The following is an 18813-nucleotide window of genomic DNA, read 5'->3' as shown; positions in this document are numbered from 1 at the left end:
AGCTGCGGCGCGGGTAGGGCGGCTCTGGTCCGCGGCGGGCTGAGGTCGGGCCATCGTAGGCGGCGCGGGGGCTCGTTGACCATGGGCCGGGTCGCTCCGCGGCGCGTACCGGGGTCCGGCGCGAGCGGGGCGCACTCGGCAAAAAGGTTGAAAACGTAAGTTAACCGAAAAGATCCGCCCTTTACCGTCCGGTCACGGGACGTTCGTGATCACGCAACACATCTTCGGCATGCTAGATGTATGTCTCATTCGACCCGCGTCCACCCCGGATCACGCCGGTACCACTGGCATCGCGTATGCGTCGAAGTGGCCGCGCTGTTCAGGGCGGTGGCCGGCCACCACTCCTGGTGGGCGCGCCGCCACAGTCACGCGCCACCGGTGCTCGCGCCGCGTTCGGGACCCGAGGCGGAGTCCGCCGCGACGACGCTGTGGCGGCTGCGGACCACCGTCCGCGACACGCCCGGTTCCCTGGGCGCGGTGTGCACGGCACTCGCGGGCGGCCGGGTCGACATCATCACCCTCCAGACGCACCCGCTGGCCGACGGCACCGTGGACGAATTCCTGCTGCGTGCCCCGGCCGACCTGCCCGCCACCGTGCTCGCCCGGTTCGTCACCGAGGCGGGCGGCACCGACACCTGGATGGAGCGGGCGGACGCCCACGACCTGGTGGACACTCCGGCCCGCATCCTCTCCCTGGCCACCCGTACGGCGCTCGACGCGGCGGAACTGCCGCTCGCGCTGCGGCAGTTGTTCGGCCGGTGCACCATACGGTCCACGCCGGCGCCCGCCGCCGACGGCGCGTCCCACGGCGCCGACGGCCCCGCGGAGGACGTGCTGGCCGGTACGGAGATGCGGCTGCGCGATCCGTCGGGCGGCACGATCACCGTGCGCCGTGACCATCTCCCCTTCACGCCCACCGAGTTCGCCAGGGCGCGGGCCCTGCTGGAACTCGACGCCCGGCTCGGCGCGCGGACACCCGCGGCCAAGGACGTCGTCACCCTGCCCGAGGGCAACGAGATCACCGTGCGCCGCGCGGGTCCCGAGGACCGGGAGGCGGCGCTCGCGATGCACGCGCGCTGCTCCGCCGGGACGCTCGCCCGGCGCTACCACGGCCCAGTCGGCGACGCCGACCGCTACCTCGCCCACCTGCTCAGCCCGCGCTTCGGGCAGTCCCTCGCGGTCGAGACAGCCTCCGGCCGCCTCGTGGCCCTCGGCCACCTCCTGTGGGACGGCGACGAGAACGAGGTCGCGCTGCTCGTCGAGGACGAGTGGCAGCGGCGCGGGATCGGTGGCGCTCTGCTGCGCCGACTCGTCGGGCTTGCCGTCGAGGCCGGGCGGGACAGCGTGTACGCGGTGACGCAGGCCACGAACACCGCGATGGTGGCGGCCATGAGGGAGCTTTCCCTCCCCCTGGACTACCAGGTCGAGGACGGCACCCTCGTCATCACCGCGACCCTCCCCCACCCCTCCCTCTCGGAGAATCCGGTCCTCCAGACGGACGACGGCGCGTGATGCCCTTCCGGGCAGGGCCCGTGACCCGCACCGTGCGGACGAGGGTGCCCGATAGGGGCGCGGGGAACTGCGCGACGAGCCCCCACCGGGCCGGTGGTCGCAAAACAACAGCGTCTGCCCCGCTGGGGGCGGTTTGTAAGCCGCGCCACCGCAGTGGCTGAGCGCGCAGTTCCCCGCGCCCCTGAAAAGACCTCGCTCGCCGTCAGGCGAAAGAGCGCCCTCCCTCCGCAGGGGTGCGGAAGCCGGGGGTCGAGGCGCGGGTCGAGTCGGGTGACGCCAGCGCGAGCGAAAGATCCGACCAGAGGTCGTCGACGTCTTCCAGCCCGACCGAGAGGCGAAGCAACTTCTCACTGACGCCGGAGCGGGACCGCTCGGCCTCGGGGACGACACGGTGGCTGATGGACGCCGGATGCTGAATGAGCGTGTCGACACTGCCGAGACTCACCGCGGGGGTGATGAGCCGTACGCCGCCGATGACGGCGTGCGGATCGCCGAGGACTTCGAAGGCCACCATCGCCCCGCCAATCTGCGGATAGTGCACGGCACCGACCCGCGGATCGGCGGCGAGCCGCCGGGCCAGCTCCGCGGCCGTCGCGGACGCGGCCCGCATCCGGACAGGCAGCGTGGAAAGACCGCGCAGCAGCAGATAGCCGGAGAGCGGGTGCAGGACGCCACCGGTGGCGAACCGGACCTGCCGCAGTGCCCCGGCGAACTCCTCGTCGCAGGCCACGACACCGGCGAGCACGTCGCCGTGCCCGCCGAGGTACTTGGTGGCGCTGTGCAGCACGATGCGGGCCCCGGACTCGGCGGGCCGCTGGAGCACGGGTGTGGCGAAGGTGTTGTCGGCGAGCAGCGGCACGGTGCCGCAGGAGTGGGCGACGGCCCGCAGGTCGACCTCGGCGAGCGTCGGGTTCGCGGGCGTCTCGACGATGACGAGTCCGGTGTCGGGCCGGATCGCGTCGGCGATGCCGGCCGGGTCCGTCCAGGTGACCTCGGTGCCGAGCAGACCGGCGGTGAGCAGATGGTCACTCGACCCGTACAGCGGCCGTACGGCGACGACATGCCGCAGTCCGGCCGCCGACCGCGCGAGCAGGCAGGCGGTCAGCGCCGCCATGCCGCTGGCGAACGCCACCGCGGTCTCGGTGCCCTCCAGCCGCGCGAGCGCGTCCTCGAAGCGGGCGGTCGTCGGATTGTCCAGCCGGGCGTAGACGGGCGGTCCTTCGAGGCGTCCGCCGGTCGCGGCGAAGGCGTCGATGCGCCGGGCCTCGGCGCGACTGTCGGAGGACGGGTAGGTGGTGGACAGGTCCAGCGGTACGGCGTGCACACCCAGGGCGGCGAGGTCTTCGCGTCCGGCGTGCACGGCCTCGGTGGCCAGGGTGCGGCGGGGCCGTGACGGGGTCGTTCCTGCTGTCGTCTCCATGCCACCAAGGCTGAACGCCCACCGGACGGAACGGGGAATCCCCCGTGCTACGTTCGGCCGATGACCGACTCCGTCGTGCTGGATCCGGTGGATCTGGAGATACTCCGGCTGCTGCAGAACGATGCCCGGACGACGTACCGCGACCTGGCGGCGGCCGTCGGTGTGGCGCCGTCCACCTGTCTCGACCGGGTGACGCGGCTGCGCCGCGGCGGGGTGATCCTCGGCCACGAACTGCGGCTGGACCCGGCGAAGCTCGGCCGCGGCCTCGAAGCGCTGCTGCTGGTGCAGGTGCGGCCGCACCGCCGGGAGCTGATCACACCGTTCGTGGAGCGGGTCCGCGCCCTGCCGGAGTCCCGCGCGCTGTTCCATCTCACCGGCCCCGACGACTATCTGGTGCATGTCGCGGTGACCGGCGCGACCGATCTGCAACGGCTGGTGATCGACGAGTTCACCTCGCGGCGCGAGGTGGCCCGGGTGGAGACCCGGCTGATCTTCCAGCAGTGGGACTGCGGCCCGCTGCTGCCACCGGCCGCGTAAGGCGCGGGAGAGGCCCCAACGCGGCGCGTGACGCACGTCACGGAGGGCGCGCGGCCCGGGCGCACGCCCCCTTGTCAGGCGTACGCGACCGGCGTAAGGCATCACGAGCACAATGGTGGTGACGCGGAGGCCGGTCACGTACCAGGATGGCCGCATGTCCACTATCACCAGCAGCCCACTGCCCCGCCAGGTCGCCGACACCTACGTCGACGGTCTCCTCGAACTCGACCCGATCCTCGGCACGTACCTCGGAGCCCCGGGCAGCGCCCGCCGGCTGCCGGACTTCTCACCGGCGGGGGCGGATGCGCTGGCCGCGCTGGCCCGCGACACCCTGGACCGGCTGACCGAGGCGGAGGCACGGCCCGGCGGTGACAGTGACGCGGAGCGACGCTGCGGCAGGCTGCTGCGGGAGCGGCTGACCGCGGAACTGGCCGTGCACGAGGCCGACGAGCACCTGCGCACGGTGAGCAACATCAGCTCCCCCGCGCACAGCATCCGCGAGGCGTTCACGCTGATGCCGACCGAGACCGCCGAGGACTACGCGGATCTCGCCGCCCGGCTGCGCGCCGTCCCGGCTTCCGTGGAGGGCTACCGCGCCGCCCTGGCCGAGGGCCTGTCCCGCAAGCTGTACGGGGGCCCGCGCCAGGTGGCCACGGTGATCGGCCAGCTCGGCGAGTGGACGGGCGACGACGGCGGCGACAGCTGGTTCGCCGGTCTCACCGCCGACGGCCCGCAGGAACTGCGCGGTGAGCTGGACGCCGCCGCCGCGGAGGCCACCGCCGCCTACGCGGCCCTGCGCGACTGGCTGCGCGACGTCTACGCCCCCGCCGTCGAGGGCGCGTCCGACACCGTGGGCCGCGAGCGCTACGCGCGCTGGTGCCGGCTGTGGAACGGCACGGACCTCGACCTGGACGAGGCGTACGCGTACGGCTGGTCCGAATACCACCGGCTGCACGCGGAGATGGTCACCGAGGCGGCCAAGATCCTGCCCGGCAAGTCGCCGTGGGAGGTGCTGGCGCACCTGGATCAGCACGGCACGGCCATCGAGGGCGTGGACGAGGTGCGCGACTGGCTCCAGGGCCTGATGGACGAGGCCATCGAGGCGCTGGACGGCACGCATTTCGAGCTGGCCGAGCGCGTCAAGCGCGTCGAGTCCCGTATCGCGCCGCCCGGTGGCGCGGCGGCCCCGTACTACACCGGTCCGTCCGAGGACTTCACCCGCCCGGGCCGTACGTGGCTGCCGACCATGGGCAAGACGCGCTTCCCGATCTTCGACCTGGTCTCCACCTGGTACCACGAAGGGGTGCCGGGTCACCACCTCCAGATCGCGCAGTGGGCGCACGTCGCCGAGAACCTCTCCCGCTACCAGGCGACCGTCGGCATGGTCAGCGCCAACGCCGAGGGCTGGGCGCTGTACGCCGAGCGGCTCATGGACGAGCTGGGCTTCCTGACCGACCCCGAGCGGCGGCTGGGCTATCTGGACGCCCAGATGATGCGGGCCAATCGCGTCATCATCGACATCGGCATGCACCTGGAGCTGGAGATCCCGGCCGATTCGCCGTTCCACCCGGGCGAGCGCTGGACGCCGGAGCTGGGCCGGGAGTTCTTCGGGCAGCACAGCGGCAGGCCGGCCGACTTCGTCGACAGCGAACTGATCCGCTACCTCGGGATGCCCGGCCAGGCCATCGGCTACAAGCTCGGCGAGCGCGCCTGGCTCGCCGGCCGCGAGGCCGCGCGCGCGGCGCACGGCGACGCTTTCGACGCCAAGGCGTGGCACATGGCCGCCCTCTCCCTCGGCTCCCTCGGCCTCGACGACCTGGAGGCCGAGATCTCGGCCCTCTGATCCCGCAAGGGGTGCCCCTCCTGGGGCACCCACCTCCGCGCGGGAGTGGGGGCGGATACGCTGCTGGCTTTCCGTTGTCGCAACTCAAGGTCCTGGACAAGGCGGTACGGCTCGATGACGTTGCACGCTTCGCATGACGGGGGACGGCTGGTCCTGACACAGGGCCGGCTGACGCTGCGCGAGCAGCTTCCCGAGGACGCGGCGCTGCTGGGCGACGGCAAGCCCGCCGGCCTGGTGTGGATCGACGGGGTGCCGGGCGACGGCACCGTGCGCGCGGCCTCGATGACGGTGGCCGCGGCGGCGGCCGGCGTCTACCGGCCGGGGTGGGGCGTTTTCGCGATCCAGCGGAGCGAGGACCTGGTGGCGGTCGGTGGCGCCGGGTTCCACGGTCCGCCGGACAGCGGCGCGGTGGAGATCGGCTACGACCTGTCGGAGTCCGCGCGCGGCGCGGGCTGGGCGACGGACGCGGCGCGGGCGCTGAGCCAGTGGGCGCTCGGCCAGCCCGGTGTGCTGGTGGTGCTGGCCACCACGGAGCCGGACAACCGCCCCTCGCAGGCGGTGCTGGAGCGCGTCGGCTTCGTACGCGTCGCCGACCGCGGCGAGCTGTGGGCGTACGAGCTGACGTCGCTCCCGGACTGACCGGGGCCCGGCTGGCGGAGCTCGCCTGACGGGGCCCGACTGACGAGGCTCGGCTGACGGGGCTCGACCGACCGGGCTCGGCTGACCGAGCCGGTTCATTGGGGCCGGCCGGGCCGGCCCCGGTCAGCAGCCGCAGTCGTCGGCGCCGACCGGCGCGGTGAGCGGGTCGGCGTCGCGCCGCGCCGGCCCGTCGGCCGTCTCGTACGCGAAGCCCTCGCGGATCCAGTACTCCATGCCGCCGAGCATTTCCTTGACCTGGAAGCCGAGGCCGGCCAGGGCGAGGGCGGCGCGGGTGGCGCCGTTGCAGCCGGGGCCCCAGCAGTGCACGACCACAGGGGTGCCGGGGTCGAGGAACGCGGCGGCCAGCTGCGGGATCTGCCCGGTCGGCAGGTGGACGGCGCCGGGGATGTGTCCCTGGTCCCACGCCTGGGTGGAGCGGGTGTCGACCACGACGAAGCCGGGGTGGCCCGCCCCGTCGAGCGCGGCGGCGACATCGGACACATCGGTGTGGAAGGCCAGGGCTGCGGCGAAGTAGGCGGCGGCGTCGGCCGGCGCGGCCGGGGGCACGCGCAGGACCGGGTTCGCGGCGGCGGGGGCGCTGAGCTGCGCTGTCTGCTGTGTCATGGCCGAAAATCTATGGTCCGCCTCCCCCGCCGTGAAGTGGTCTTCCCTTGCAGAAGGCTTGATCGGCCGGGCTTTCCCCTGCTATCCATCGACCATGACCGCATTTTCCCTGGACCCCACCGACTGGCGGCTGCTGGAGGCACTGCAACGCGACGGCCGCGCCAGTTACGCCGAGCTGGCCCGTACGGTCTCGATGTCGCCGAGCGCCGTCACCGAGCGGGTCAGGCGGCTGGAGGAGGCGGGGGTGATCACCGGGTATTCGGCGGTCATCGACCACGACCGGATCGGTCTGCCGATCCTCGCGATGGTGCGGCTGCGCTATCCGACCGGGAATTACCGGCCGTTCCACGACATGCTGGCGACCACGCCCGAGGTGCTGGAGGCGCACCATGTGACGGGCGACGACTGTTTCGTGATGAAGGTCGCCGCCCGGTCGATGCGGCATCTGGAGGAGACGACCGGGCGGATCGCCGGGCTCGGCGCCGTCACGACCAGCATCGTCTACTCCTCGCCGCTGGAGCGGCGCCCGCTGACGCTCTGACCGGCACTCGTATTCGGGACTCAGGATCAGGCCGGTGCGGGGGCCCGTGTGCCGCCGGTCCGCATGCGTACGGTCGAGCCGTCCCTGCCCTTGACGACGCGCAGTTGCGCGGGGATGCGGTGCCGCAGGTCCGCGACATGGCTGACGATGCCGACGGCGCGGTCGCGTTCGCGCAGGCCGTCGAGGACGTCGAGCACTTCGTCGAGGGTCTGGTCGTCGAGGCTGCCGAAGCCCTCGTCGATGAAGAGCGTGTCCAGGCGGGCGCCGCCGGCCTCGTCGGTGACGACATCGGCCAGGCCGAGCGCGAGCGCCAGCGACGCGAAGAACGTCTCGCCGCCGGAGAGGGTCGCGGTGTCGCGTTCGGTGCCGGTCCAGGCGTCGACCACCATCAGGCCGAGGCCCGATTTGGACCGGCCGCCGCCGCGCGCGTCGGTGTGCACCAGCGTGTAGCGGCCCGCGGACATGCGCTGGAGGCGTACAGCCGCGGCCGCGGCGACCTGTTCGAGACGGGCGGCCAGCACATAGGTCTCCAGCTCCATCCGGTACCGGTTCTGCGCCGTAGTCGCGGAGGCCAGGTCGGAGAGCCGGGCGATGGCGTCGAAGTCGGCGCGGGCCGGGGCGAGGTGCCGGGTCAGTGCGGCGGCCCGGTCGGAGAGCCGGTCGAGTTCGGCGCATCGGGTCGCGGCGGCGGCCTCGGCGGCCGAGGCGGCGCGCAGCCGGTCGGTGGCGGCGCCGAGCGCTGCCTGGGCCAAGGCGGGTTCCGCGGGCGGCAGTTGGGCCGCGGCGGCGGGTTCCGGCGCGGCGAGGTCGGCTTCGAGCGCGGCCTCCTCCTTGGCCCAGGCGTCGGCCTGCCGCTCCGCGCGCCACAGCCGCTCCAGGTCGAGCAGGGCGGCCTCGGCGTCGGCGGGCGTGGCGAATCCGGCCCGGGCCGCCGCTTCGGCGAGCGCCGCGTCGGCCTCGGCGAGGCGCTGCGCGCTCTCCGCCCGGTCGCGGACGGCCCCGGCCGCGCGGTCGAGCAGCGTGATCCGTGCGGCGAGCCGGGAGCGCCGCTCCGCGACGCTGGCGTGCCCGGCCCGGGCCCGGTCGAGTTCCGCGCTCAACCGCCGGTGCTGCTCGTCCAGTTCCTCGCGCCGCGAGGTGCGGGCGGCGGTCCTGCTCTGGGCGGCGTGCCGCTGTGCGGTGCGGCGGTCGCGCTCCTGTTCCGCGGCGTCCACGGCGCGGCGCGCCTCGGACAGATCGGCGGCCTCGCGCGCGGCCGCGGCGTGCTCGCCCTCCAGTACGGCGCAGGCGGCGGCCAGCCGGGCGCGCGGTTCGTCGCCCGCGGTGGCGGTGGCCGCCTCCAAGGCGGCGGCGAGCCGGTCGGCCTCGCGGCGCGCGGCTTCGTGGGCCTGCGCGGCGCGTTCATAGGCGGCGCCCGCCGCGTCCTCGTCGGCGCGGGTGATCTGCCGGCCCACCGGCCGGGCGGGGGCGGGGTGTTCGGCCGAGCCGCACACCCGGCAGGGCTCGCCGTCGGCCAGTTGCTCGGCAAGCTCGGCCGCGATGCCGTCGATCCTCGCCTGCCGCAGGTCCTGCCAGGCTTCCCTGGCCTGCGCCGCCCGGTCCCTGACGTCGCGGGCCCGGTCCTGAGCGTGCGTCAGTTCCGCGGCGAACCGGTCGCGTTGGGCCGCCGCGTCACTGCGGCGCCGCGCGGTCTCCAGCTCGGCCGCGAGTCCCGCCGCCTTCGCCGCCGCTTCGGCCGCGCCGTCCGCGCGGGCCTGCAACGCCGCCCGCACGGCGGGCCATTCCTCCAGCCAGGAATCGGCGTCGCGTACGGCTCCCTCGTCGGCCCGCTCCTCGCGTTCCAGCCGGACCCGCCGCTCGGCGATCTCCCGCACCCGCGCCTCGGCCTCCCCGGCCCGCGCGAGCCCGCCCATCTCCTCCCGCAGCTCCCCGACCCGCCGCACCAACGCCTCGGCGCGCCACGGCTGTTGTCCGGCGGCGCGCCCGTCGCCGCTCGCACCGGTGCCACCCGACCACTGCGCGCCCGGCCCGCCGTGCAGCCCAACGGACCGAACCCCACGCCCCACGGGTGCGGCTGCCGACCACGACCCGCCGGTCCCGCCGTCTCCCTGGGCACCGACACCACCCGCGACACCGTCCGGCCCCGGTGCCAGCTCGCCAAGCCGAACCTGATCCCCCGCGTACGCAGTCACCGATGACGACCCGCCAGCCTCACCATCCCGCTCGGCACCGACACCACCCGCAGCACCGTCCGGCCCCGACATCAGCCCGTCAGCCCGAACCGGCCGCCCCGCAGGCCCAGTTGCCGACCGCGGTCCACCCGCCTCGCCGTCCCGCTCGGCACCGACGCCGCTCGCGGCGTCGCCCGGCCCCGGCGTTCCCCCGCTCGCCTCCGCCCATGAAGTCGCCGAGCCGTCCTTCCCAGCGTCGCGCTTCCCCCTCAAGGCCGCCGCTTGCGGATCGGACGGCGCCGCCCCGGCGGCGGCCGGGGCCGTCCGCTCTGCGCGGGTCTCCGTGGAGCTGCGGTCGTGCGGGACCGTGGGCGGCGGGAGTTCGCCGGAGGACCTGAGGTCGGCGAGGGCGGCGTGTTCGGCGGCGAGTGCGTCGCGATGCTGGAGAGCGGCCTTCTCGCGGAGGTCGAGGGCGGGTTCGACGGTGCCGGCCCGGTGGGCGCGGGCGAGGCGGTCGCGCGCGGCGGCGCGCGTCTCGCGTTCGCGGTCGACCTCGGCGGCCCGGCGGCGGGCGTCGGCGTGCCGGGCCTGGAGCGTGTGGAGGTCGCGAGCCGCATCGAAGTCCGCGGCGGCGGCGCGGTGTTCGGTCTCGGCGCGGGCGAGCGCCTGTCCCGCGATGTCGGCGACCTCACGCGCGTCGCAGCGCAGCACGGCGGCCCATTCCAACAGCCCACCGGGCGAAGGGCTTTCCGCGTCAAAGGCGTCCTCCGCCTCCGACGCGGAGCCGCCGGCGGCCTGCCGCATGCGTTCGGCGAGCTGGAGCAGGCTCTGGCCGCCGGCGGCGAGCCGCTCCGCCGCCTCCTGCTTGCGCTCGCGCAGCCAGTTCTCGACGGCCTTGAAGCGGCGCGTGTCGAAGAGCCGGCCGAGCAGCGCGGCGCGCTCCATGGCGCTCGCCCGCAGGAAGGTGGCGAATTCGCCCTGCGGCAACAGCACCACCTGGCAGAACTGTTCGCAGCTCATCCCGACGAGCTGCTTGATCTCCTCGCCGATCTCCTGGTGGGACTTGGACAGCGCCTGCCACTGGCCGTCCTTGTGCTCGCGCAGCAGCGTGACGGCCTTGTCCATGGTGGTTCCGGTGCCGCGCTTCTTCGCGCGCGGCTGCTCGGGCCGCCGGGTGATCTCCAACCGCCGTGCGCCGACGGTCAGTTCCAGGATCACCTCGGTGGGGGTGCCCGCCGCGGCGTGGTCGCTGCGCAGCCGCGTGGCCGGGCGGGCGCCGGGCACCTGCCCGTACAGCGCGTAGCAGACGCCGTCGAGGACGGAGGTCTTGCCGGCCCCGGTGGGGCCGTGCAGCAGGAAGAGTCCGGCGGCGGAGAGTTCGTCGAAGTCGACGCTCTGGGTGGCGGCGAAGGGGCCGAAGGCGGTGAGTTCGAGGCGGTGCAGTCGCATCAGGCGCCTTCCGTCCGTACGGTGTCGGCCCGTACCGCGTCGAAGGCGTCGCGCAGGGTGGCGCTTTCGTGCGGGGCGGGCGCGGAGCCGCGGACATGGGTGATGAAGTCCTCGGCGATCTGCTGGTCGGTGCGTCCGCGCAGCCGCCGGGCGTAGGAGGCGAGCGGGTCGTCGTCGCCCCCCTCGGGCTCGAAGGCGAGGCTGAGGATGTGCGGGAACCGCCGGGCGAGGGCGGCCATCGGTTCGTGCGGCCGGAAGGGGTCGGTGAGGGTGGCCTCCACCCAGGAGTCCTCGTGGCGCTCCAGCGCCGGATCGGCGAGCAGATCGTCCAGACCGCCGCGGATCCGGGCGAGCGCGCGCGGTACGGGGGTGTCGACGCGTTCGGCGGCGACGGTGCCGTCGGGCCCGAGGTCGACCAGCCACATCGTCTTGCGGTGGTGCTCCTCGGAGAAGGAGTAGGCCAGCGGGGAGCCGGAGTAGCGGACCCGGTCGGTGAGGGTCTGGCAGCCGTGCAGATGGCCGAGGGCGACGTAGTCGACGCCGTCGAAGATCTCGGCGGGCACGGCCTCGACACCGCCCGCGGTGATGTCGCGTTCGCTGTCACAGGCCGCCGCCCCGGTGACAAAGGCGTGCGCGAGGACGATCGCGCGGGTGCCGTCGGGGCGCTCGGCGAGGTCGGCGCGGATCCGGTCCATGGCGGCGCCGAGCACCGCGGTGTGGTCGGCCCGGTCGGCGGCGAACTCCTCGCGGGTCAGCGCCGGTTCGAGGTACGGCAGCCCGTAGACGGCGATGTCGCCGTGCGGGTCGGCGAGCAGGACGGGCCGGTGGCTGTCGGCGGGGTCGGTGCGCAGGTGGATGCCGGCCCGGCCCATGACGCGGGCGCCGACGCCCAGGCGCCGCGCCGAGTCGTGGTTGCCCGAGGTCATGACGGCGGGCACCCCGAGGTCGGCGAGGCGGTGCAGGACGTCGTCGAAGAGTTCGACGGCGGACAGCGGCGGCACTGCCCGGTCGTAGATGTCCCCGGCGACGAGCACGGCGTCGACCCGCTGGTCGCGCACGGTGTCCACCAGGTGGTCGAGGAAGGCGCGCTGCGCGTCGAGCAGGCTCACCCGGTGGAAGGAGCGTCCCAGGTGCCAGTCCGAGGTGTGCAGAAATCTCACGCGCCCACTCCGAACCGCACGTTCGCCCTCGCCGTTCCTCGCCGCTGTCACCGTTCCGCCCGGCGCCCGTCCCCTCGGACGGCGTCCGGACATGTCCCGCCATGATCCTCTCATCGCGTCCCCGGCGGGCCCGCCGCGACCCTCCCGCGAACTCCCGCGGTGGTCCTGGAGTGTAGAAGGTCGCCCGTCGGCGAACGGCCGGGTTCGGTGATCGCGGCGCCGGGAGCCGCGGCGCGTCCCGGGAAATCCCCCGAAACCCGAAAGGGGACAGGGCTTGACCCTGACCCGCGGGTCAGGGCTTAGCGTCACCGCGCTCCGGGCGGCGGCCGGTGGACGGCCGCCGCCCCCGTACCGCGCATGCCATCGGGAGACCGCACATGTCCGCACCGCTTTCCGCCGCCCCCGCCCCGCAGACCCCGCCGCGTTCGGCGCGCGAGGTGCGGGTCGCCCGCGCTCCGCGCGGATTGCCCGTGCCCGGGGACTTCACGGTCGAGCGGGCGCCGCTGCCGGCGCCGGGCCCCGGTCAACTCCTCGTCCGCAACAGCCACTTCCTGGTCTTCCCGGGCCTGCGCACGCTGCTCGGCGGCGAGACGGACGGTGTGCCGCTGCCGCCGCTGCGGGCCGGCGACACGCTCTTCGGGCCGGCGGTCGGCGAGGTGGTCGCCGCGCCGGACGGCGCCGGGGCGCGCCCCGGCGACACCGTGCGGCACCTGCTCGGCTGGCGGGACTGGGCGCTGGTGCCCGCCGACCAGTGCGAGGTGCTGGACGGCACGCTGCCCGACCCGGTGGCGTACCTCGCGCAGGGGTCGTCCGCGTACGGCGCGCTGACCCGGCTCGCGCCGGTCCGGCCGGGTGACACCGTGCTCGTGACGGGTGCGGCCGGCGCGGTCGGTTCACTGGCCGGGCAGATCGCCCGGCTGCTGGGCGCGGGCCGGGTGCTCGGCAGCACGGGCTCGCCGTGGAAGGCCGAGCGGCTGACCGCCGAACTCGGCTACGACGCGGTGGTGCCGCGCGGGCAGGGGCGGTTCGCCGACCGGCTGGCGGAGGCGGCGCCCGACGGCATCGATGTGCTGCTGGACACCGTCGGCGGCGAGCAGTTGGCCGCCGCCGTGGGCGCCGCCCGGCAGGGCGCGCGCTTCGCGCTGGTCGGCGCCCTGTCCGGGCAGCTCGCCGCGGACCGGGCGGGCGGCAGCGCACCGGCCGCGATCGACTCGTACCGCCTGGTCGTCAAGGGCGTCTCGGTCCGCGGCTACGCGGGCGGCGACCACCCGGAGGTGGAGGCGGAGTGGACCGAGCGCTTCGGCGCGTGGCTGCGCGCGGGCGAGATCCGCTTCCCGCACACGACGGTCGGCGGCATCGGGCGCGCACCGCACGTACTGCCCGAACTGATCGCCGGGCGGCACTTCGGGGCTGCGATAGTGGAGCCGTAACAGCCATGCGCCCGGTCCTCCGCGGTCGGCGTCTGGCGCGACGTGCCGCAGGTGAGGGGGACGGATGCGGATCGGTGACGCGGCGGCAGCGGCCGGCACCACCCCGAGGGCGCTGCGCTTCTACGAGCAGCGCGGCCTGCTCCCGCCGCCGGACCGCACCGGCTCGGGGCAGCGCGAGTACGGTCCGGGCGAGGTCGCCCTGATCCGCGTCATCCGCGAACTGCTGTCCCTCGGGCTGACCGTGGAGGATCTGCGCGGCCGTGCGGACCGGCTCCATCTGCTCGCCGCCGATCCGCCCGCCCGCTGCGACAGCGGCGACCCGCCCGGCGCCTTCGCCGACGTCGTGGAGCGGCGGCTCGCCCTGCTCGACGCGGAGATCGAACGGCTCATCCGGCTGCGGACGTCACTCGCCGAGCGGGCACGCGTTGACGCGGCCGACGGTACGGGCTGAGCCCCTTCGGCCCGGGGACGTACGCGCATGAGCCGGGAGGTCTGTCCGTAGGCCGACAGCGCCCCTCGTGGCCGGCCATCCGGCGCGCGCCCGGCGGTGCTTCCGCGGGTCCGGCTCAGCCCCGGCGGACGTCCACGTAGGCGCTGCCGCCGACGGTGATCGCTGCGGCGCCCGAGGTGGCGTCGGCGAGCCAGGAGCGGAAGGCGGGCAGTTCGGCGTCGGGGACGCCGAGGTCGATGGTGACGGCGGCGCCGTAGTCCACCCCGCGGACGGTGTGACCGGCGGCGCGCAGCTCGTTCTCGAGGCGGCCGGCCCGCTGGTGGTCGACGGTGACGGTGACCAGGGCGAGACGGCGCCGCTCGATGGTGCCGATCGCGTCGAGGGCGGCGGTGACGGCGCCGCCGTAGGCCCGGGCCAGGCCGCCGGCGCCGAGTTGGACGCCGCCGTAGTAGCGGGTGACGACCGCGACGGTGTCGCGCACTTCGCGCCCGAGCAGGGCCTGGAGCATGGGTGTGCCCGCGGTGCCGCCCGGTTCGCCGTCGTCGCTCGCCCGGTGCAGCCGGCCGTCCGGGCCGATGACGTACGCGAAGCAGTTGTGCGTGGCCCCGGGGTGTTCCTTGCGGACGGCCTGTACGACGTCCTGGGCGGTCTGTTCGCTGTCCGCGGGCGCGAGGGCGCACAGGAACCGCGAGCGCTTGATCTCGCTCTCGTGCACGCCCGCGCGCGCCACCGTCAGATACCGGTCGACCATGCGTTCAGCGTACGGGCAGGCCCGGGGAATGGCGGGCCCGGGACCCGTGTTCTGCCAGGCAGGAGCTGTGCGGCGCGTCGGCGCCGGGCGGCGGTGCGGCGAGCGGCTGGAGGACGGCGTGTACGGCGACGCGGAGACGGTACGGCGGATTCTCACCGGTACGGGCGACACCTGGGCGGTGGTCGGCCTGTCAAGCAACACCTCGCGGGCCGCCTACGGTGTCGCTGCCGTGCTCCAGCGCTTCGGCAAGCGCGTGGTGCCGGTGCACCCGAAGGCCGAGACCGTGCACGGCGAGCAGGGGTACGCCTCGCTCGCGGACATCCCGTTCCCGGTCGACGTGGTCGACGTCTTCGTCAATTCCGACCTCGCGGGCGGTGTCGCCGACGAGGCGGTGGCGGCGGGCGCCAAGGCGGTCTGGTTCCAGCTCGGCGTGATCGACGAGGTGGCGTACGACCGTACGCGCGCGGCCGGTCTGGACATGGTCATGGACCGGTGCCCCGCGATCGAGATCCCGCGGCTGCCCTGACCTGTGGTTCCGCGCCCGCCGGGCTACGGTTGGGGCATGGGACGCAAAGCGCCGCCGCCCCCTTTCGGCCTGGACGAGCGCACTTACGCGCAGTTGTGGTTCTACGCGCTGCCGGTGCTCGCCTTCGTCCTCGGTCTCGTGGTGACCGTCGCGCTGGCGGGCGTCCTGTCCGGCGCGTGGGTGGTCCTCGCCGTCCTGGCGGGCGTCGCCGTCGGCGCGGCGGTCGTGCTCGGCGGACGCGCGCTGCACCGCCGGCTGGAGGACCGTCAGAACAGGTCCTAGGGCGTCTCGATGCGCAGGCCGAGTCCTTCCAGGACGACCGCGCCCGGCAGGGCGGCCAGGGTCTTGCCGGGGACGATGAGCTTGCCGCGTCGCGCGCCGCTGCCGATCACCAGGTGCGGCGCCTCGACGACGGCCGCGTCGACGAGCAGCGGCCAGCCGGCGGGCAGTCCGACCGGGGTGATGCCGCCGTATTCCATGCCGGTCTCGCCGACGGCGGTGTCCATCGGGGCGAAGGACGCCTTCCGGGAGCCCAGGTGGCGGCGCACCGCGCCATTGACGTCCACGCGGGTCGTGGAGAGCACGAGGCAGGCGGCGAGGGTGACGTCCTGGCCGCGCTTGCCCGCCACGACGACACAGTTCGCGGAGGCCGTCAGCAGGTCGGCGCCGTAGGTCTCCACGAAAACGGCGGTGTCGGCCTTGGCCGGGTCGGTGTCGACGTAGAGCATGTCGGGCGTGACGGCCGCGGCGACCGGCGGCGGCAGCAACTCCCGGCGGTCGGTAGCGGGGTGGGCTTCGTCGAAGTTGCCGATCGGTGCGCGCATACGGGCAACGTAACAGGCTCCGGCGCGGCCCTTGCCGGGCAGGCGCGGCGGCCGCGGGCGGTCAGGCCGGGTCGTCCAGTTCGGCGAGGGCGAGCAGTTGCTCGGGGGTGACGCCCTCGGGGACGGGCAGCGGCGCGGGGGTGCGCAGCGGCGGCTGCCAGCCGGTGCCGGGCTCCCAGCGCCGTACGATCCGGGCGGGCGCGCCGGCGACCACCGCGAAGTCGGGCACCTCGCCGCGGACCACGGCGCCCGCGGCCACCACCACATTGCGGCCCAGCCGCGCGCCGGGCAGGATCACGCAGCCGGAGCCGAGCCAGCTCCCGGCACCGATCGTCACGGGCGCGGTACGCGGCCACTGCTTGCCGACGGGGGTCGTGGTGTCGTCGTAGGAGTGGTTGTCACTGGTGACGTAGACGTACGGGCCGCAGTAGACGTTGTCGCCGAAGACGACGGGGACGGAGGCCACGACATGGCTGCCGCGGCCGAGCACGACTCCGTTGCCCAGGCGCAGGACGGGGTCGGGGCCGAGGTCCAGGTCCGGCATCATTCCGGCGGTGAGGGTGACCTGCTCGCCGATGATGCAGTGGTCGCCGAGCTGGATCCAGCGTTCGCCGAAGACGGTGCCGAGCGGGAAGGCCAGCCGGGTGCCCTCGCCGATCCGGCCGAAGCGCAGCGGTCCCGGGCGGGCGGCGGTGACCGCGCCCGCGTTCTGCACCCAGCGCCAGCCGCGGTGCACCAGACGCGTGGTGGCGCGCCGCCGCCAGGCCGTGGCGGCGGCGGTCGCGGAGGAGAACACGTTCTCGTTCTTGGGCACGGGGCCACCGTATACGGTGCGGGTGGACAGCGGTGGACCCGCGACGGGCACCCGGGGACGAGCCGGCCGCGCCGGCGGCTGGCGAGCGTCGCGGGACCGTACGGACGGACGAGGGCGGTGGGCATGACGGACCCGGCGGGTACGAGCGGCGCGGGCGGGACACGGGCGGACGGTACGGATACGGGCGCGGCCGCGGACTCGGGCCCGGCAGGCGACGGCGCACCGCGGCCACTGGTCGCCGACATCCTGGACCGCACGCCGCGGATCGATCCGGCCGCCTTCACCGCGCCCGGCGCGGTGGTGCTCGGCAGCGTGACGCTCGCCGCGGACGCGAGCGTCTGGTACCACGCGGTGCTGCGCGGCGACTGCGAGTCGATCAGTATCGGCGCGGGCTCCAACATCCAGGACAACTGCACCGTCCACGCCGACCCCGGCTTCCCCGCCGTCGTCGGCGAGGGCGTCTCGGTCGGGCACAACGCGGTGCTGCACGGATGCGTCGTGGAGGACGGCGTCCTGATCGGGATGGGCGCCACGGTGCTGAACGGGGCGCACATCGGCGCCGGTTCGCTGGTCGCCGCGGCGGCCCTCGTACCGCAGGGGATGCGGGTGCCGCCGGGGTCGCTCGTGGCGGGTGTGCCCGCCACGGTGCGCAGGGAACTGACCGAGGAGGAGCGGGCCACGGTCCGGCTCAACGCCGAGCATTACGTGGCGCTCGCCGAGGTGCACCGGCAGTCGCTGCGCCGGGCGGCGAACCGCCCCTGACCGCCCGACCGGCCGGTCCCCTTATCTCGGGCTACTCCCCCTGGTTTTCTCCGGCTACTCCCCCTGGGCCACCGCGACCTCGGGCTCCACGCCCGCGGTCACGTCCCGCGCCTCGATCTCGGCCTGCGCCTTGGCGGCGCGCCGCTTCACGAAGAGGAAGGACCCGATGCCGAAGAGCACCGCGGCGGCGAGGCCGAAGTAGCCGAACCGCTTGAGCCAGGGCTCGGCGACGACACCCACGTAGTAGATGACGGCGGTGGTGCCGCCCGCCCAGACCAGGCCGCCGAGCGCGTTGGCGATCAGGAATTTCCAGTAGGGCATCTTCAGGACGCCCGCGAGCGGCCCGGCGAAGATCCGCAGCAGGGCGACGAAGCGGCCGAAGAAGACCGCCCACACGCCCCAGCGCTGGAACGAGCGTTCCGCCGTGGCCACATGGCCGGGCGAGAAGTGTTTGGGGAACCGGGCGCCGAGCTTGTCCAGAAGCGGTTTGCCGCCCTTGTGGCCGATGGAGTAGCCGATCGAGTCACCGCCGACCGCGCCGATGACGGCGGCGGTGCCGACCAGCCAGGGGTTGACGTTGCCCTGCGAGGACAGCAGCGCGGCACTCATCAGGACGATCTCGCCGGGCAGCGGGATGCCGAGGCTCTCCACCCCGACGACCAGACCGACCATCAGATAGACGAGGACCGGTGGGATGCCGTCGAGCCATTCCTGCACGTGCACAGCCGGTTCCTCCCCTGGACAACGATCGGTTGTGCGCACGCGGCACACATCGTCGAAGCCTAACCGAACCGCCGTCGCGGCCGGTCAGACGCGGGCGACCGGTACTCGGGGCCCGTGCCGGTTCTCGGGTCCTCTGTTGGCCTCCCGCGTCAGCGGTTGGGCCGCAGCGTCCAGACGACCGTCATGTGCGCGGTCTCGGCGCCGTCCTCCCGGGTGATGGAGACCTCGACGGGGAATTCGGGGCGCTCCCCCTTGTCCAGGTCCGCGACCACCTCGGCGGCGGCCCTGCCGAGTTCCGCGGTGGCCTTCACCGGCCCCATGGCCAGCTTGCTGTAGGCGATCTCCGCGCGGACGGCCAGCGGCACGGCCCGGCCCAGCTGGTCGCCGAAGGCGGCGAGCACGATGGCGCCGCTCGCGGACTCCGCGAGGGTGAACATCGCGCCGGCGTGCGGTCCGCCGACGTGATTGTGGAAGTCGCTCTGGTCGGGCAGCACGACCACGGCGCGCTCGGCCGTGGTCTCCAGATATTCGAGGTTGAGGGTGCGGGCCATCGGCACGGTGGCCGCCATCAGTTCGCCTATGGAGGGCAAGGTCTCGGACATGGCGCGATGTTACCAGCGAGTAGCGCCATCCGGC

Annotated in this window: 19 protein-coding genes; 10 read left to right on the top strand and 9 right to left on the bottom strand. The window is 74.3% G+C overall.

The genetic code is table 11. The features are described from left to right. The first annotated feature begins 240 nt into the window (after nt 1-240). Complete coding sequence (locus BM076_RS07105; RefSeq protein ID WP_093712501.1) at nt 241-1512, top strand: GNAT family N-acetyltransferase; 1272 nt, start codon at nt 241-243, stop codon at nt 1510-1512. 202 nt (nt 1513-1714) lie between these two features. Here BM076_RS07105 and BM076_RS07100 read toward each other — a convergent pair whose 3' ends face one another. Further along, entirely contained in the window at nt 1715-2932 is a 1218-nt protein-coding gene (locus BM076_RS07100; protein WP_093712500.1) for a trans-sulfuration enzyme family protein, read from the bottom strand. Between the two features lie 60 nt (nt 2933-2992). Here BM076_RS07100 and BM076_RS07095 point away from each other — a divergent pair, with 60 nt between their 5' ends. From BM076_RS07095 to BM076_RS07085, 3 genes are all read left to right on the top strand, one after another. Continuing rightward, nucleotides 2993-3469: an Lrp/AsnC family transcriptional regulator gene (locus BM076_RS07095; RefSeq protein ID WP_093712499.1), complete on the top strand. Its 477-nt coding sequence runs from the start codon at nt 2993-2995 to the stop codon at nt 3467-3469. A gap of 154 nt (nt 3470-3623) precedes the next feature. Continuing rightward, on the top strand, nt 3624-5312 hold the full coding sequence (locus BM076_RS07090; RefSeq protein WP_093712498.1) for a DUF885 domain-containing protein: 1689 nt from the start codon (nt 3624-3626) through the stop codon (nt 5310-5312). Between the two features lie 114 nt (nt 5313-5426). Next, entirely contained in the window at nt 5427-5951 is a 525-nt protein-coding gene (locus tag BM076_RS07085) for a GNAT family N-acetyltransferase (protein WP_093712497.1), read from the top strand. A 123-nt stretch (nt 5952-6074) separates the two neighbouring features. On the opposite strand, the gene BM076_RS07080 is transcribed toward BM076_RS07085, so the two are convergent. Further along, entirely contained in the window at nt 6075-6575 is a 501-nt protein-coding gene (locus BM076_RS07080; RefSeq protein ID WP_093712496.1) for a rhodanese-like domain-containing protein, read from the bottom strand. 94 nt (nt 6576-6669) lie between these two features. Between BM076_RS07080 and BM076_RS07075 the strand changes: the two genes are divergently transcribed. Beyond that, nucleotides 6670-7116, top strand: a complete 447-nt coding sequence (locus BM076_RS07075; protein ID WP_093712495.1) for an Lrp/AsnC family transcriptional regulator — start codon at nt 6670-6672, stop codon at nt 7114-7116. A gap of 26 nt (nt 7117-7142) precedes the next feature. Here the strand turns inward: BM076_RS07075 and BM076_RS07070 are convergent, their stop codons facing one another. Together BM076_RS07070 and BM076_RS07065 are read right to left on the bottom strand one after the other, a co-directional pair. Then, a complete protein-coding gene (locus BM076_RS07070) occupies nt 7143-10736 on the bottom strand; it encodes an AAA family ATPase (protein WP_093712494.1) in 3594 nt (1197 codons plus the stop codon). After that, nucleotides 10736-11896, bottom strand: a complete 1161-nt coding sequence (locus BM076_RS07065) for an exonuclease SbcCD subunit D (RefSeq protein WP_093712493.1) — start codon at nt 11894-11896, stop codon at nt 10736-10738. The genes BM076_RS07070 and BM076_RS07065 overlap by 1 nt, the downstream gene beginning before the upstream one ends. A 377-nt stretch (nt 11897-12273) precedes the next feature. Here BM076_RS07065 and BM076_RS07060 point away from each other — a divergent pair, with 377 nt between their 5' ends. Both BM076_RS07060 and BM076_RS07055 read left to right on the top strand, forming a co-directional pair. Further along, nucleotides 12274-13326 carry an MDR family NADP-dependent oxidoreductase gene (locus BM076_RS07060; RefSeq protein WP_093712492.1) on the top strand — a complete coding sequence of 351 codons (1053 nt, stop codon included), beginning with the start codon at nt 12274-12276 and terminating at the stop codon, nt 13324-13326. Between the two features lie 64 nt (nt 13327-13390). Further along, nucleotides 13391-13777 carry a MerR family transcriptional regulator gene (locus BM076_RS07055; RefSeq protein WP_093712491.1) on the top strand — a complete coding sequence of 129 codons (387 nt, stop codon included), beginning with the start codon at nt 13391-13393 and terminating at the stop codon, nt 13775-13777. Between the two features lie 115 nt (nt 13778-13892). Here BM076_RS07055 and BM076_RS07050 read toward each other — a convergent pair whose 3' ends face one another. Then, on the bottom strand, nt 13893-14528 hold the full coding sequence (locus tag BM076_RS07050) for a YigZ family protein (protein ID WP_093712490.1): 636 nt from the start codon (nt 14526-14528) through the stop codon (nt 13893-13895). A gap of 118 nt (nt 14529-14646) precedes the next feature. On the opposite strand from BM076_RS07050, the gene BM076_RS07045 reads away from it, so the two are divergent. Next, nucleotides 14647-15054 carry a CoA-binding protein gene (locus BM076_RS07045; RefSeq protein WP_093712684.1) on the top strand — a complete coding sequence of 136 codons (408 nt, stop codon included), beginning with the start codon at nt 14647-14649 and terminating at the stop codon, nt 15052-15054. Nucleotides 15055-15090: 36 nt separating this feature from the next. Then, nucleotides 15091-15336, top strand: coding sequence for a SoxR reducing system RseC family protein (locus BM076_RS07040; protein ID WP_093712489.1), 246 nt, complete (start codon nt 15091-15093; stop codon nt 15334-15336). Here BM076_RS07040 and BM076_RS07035 read toward each other — a convergent pair. Together BM076_RS07035 and BM076_RS07030 are read right to left on the bottom strand one after the other, a co-directional pair. Beyond that, nucleotides 15333-15878, bottom strand: coding sequence for a YbaK/EbsC family protein (locus tag BM076_RS07035; RefSeq protein ID WP_093712488.1), 546 nt, complete (start codon nt 15876-15878; stop codon nt 15333-15335). The two genes, BM076_RS07040 and BM076_RS07035, sit on opposite strands and share 4 nt — an antisense overlap. Before the next feature lie 61 nt (nt 15879-15939). Beyond that, on the bottom strand, nt 15940-16692 hold the full coding sequence (locus tag BM076_RS07030; RefSeq protein ID WP_093712487.1) for an acyltransferase: 753 nt from the start codon (nt 16690-16692) through the stop codon (nt 15940-15942). A 123-nt stretch (nt 16693-16815) separates the two neighbouring features. On the opposite strand from BM076_RS07030, the gene BM076_RS07025 reads away from it, so the two are divergent. Beyond that, entirely contained in the window at nt 16816-17454 is a 639-nt protein-coding gene (locus BM076_RS07025; RefSeq protein WP_093712486.1) for a gamma carbonic anhydrase family protein, read from the top strand. A gap of 54 nt (nt 17455-17508) precedes the next feature. Here the strand turns inward: BM076_RS07025 and BM076_RS07020 are convergent, their stop codons facing one another. Next, entirely contained in the window at nt 17509-18177 is a 669-nt protein-coding gene (locus tag BM076_RS07020; protein ID WP_093712485.1) for a DedA family protein, read from the bottom strand. Nucleotides 18178-18326: 149 nt separating this feature from the next. Further along, complete coding sequence (locus BM076_RS07015; RefSeq protein WP_093712484.1) at nt 18327-18779, bottom strand: DUF4442 domain-containing protein; 453 nt, start codon at nt 18777-18779, stop codon at nt 18327-18329. Nucleotides 18780-18813: the final 34 nt, after the last annotated feature.

It is taken from the genome of Actinacidiphila alni (assembly GCF_900112845.1).
GTDB classification, from domain to species: domain Bacteria; phylum Actinomycetota; class Actinomycetes; order Streptomycetales; family Streptomycetaceae; genus Actinacidiphila; species Actinacidiphila alni.
Note: the sequence above shows the minus strand (reverse complement) of the source record. Positions and strands in the feature narration are given on the sequence as shown.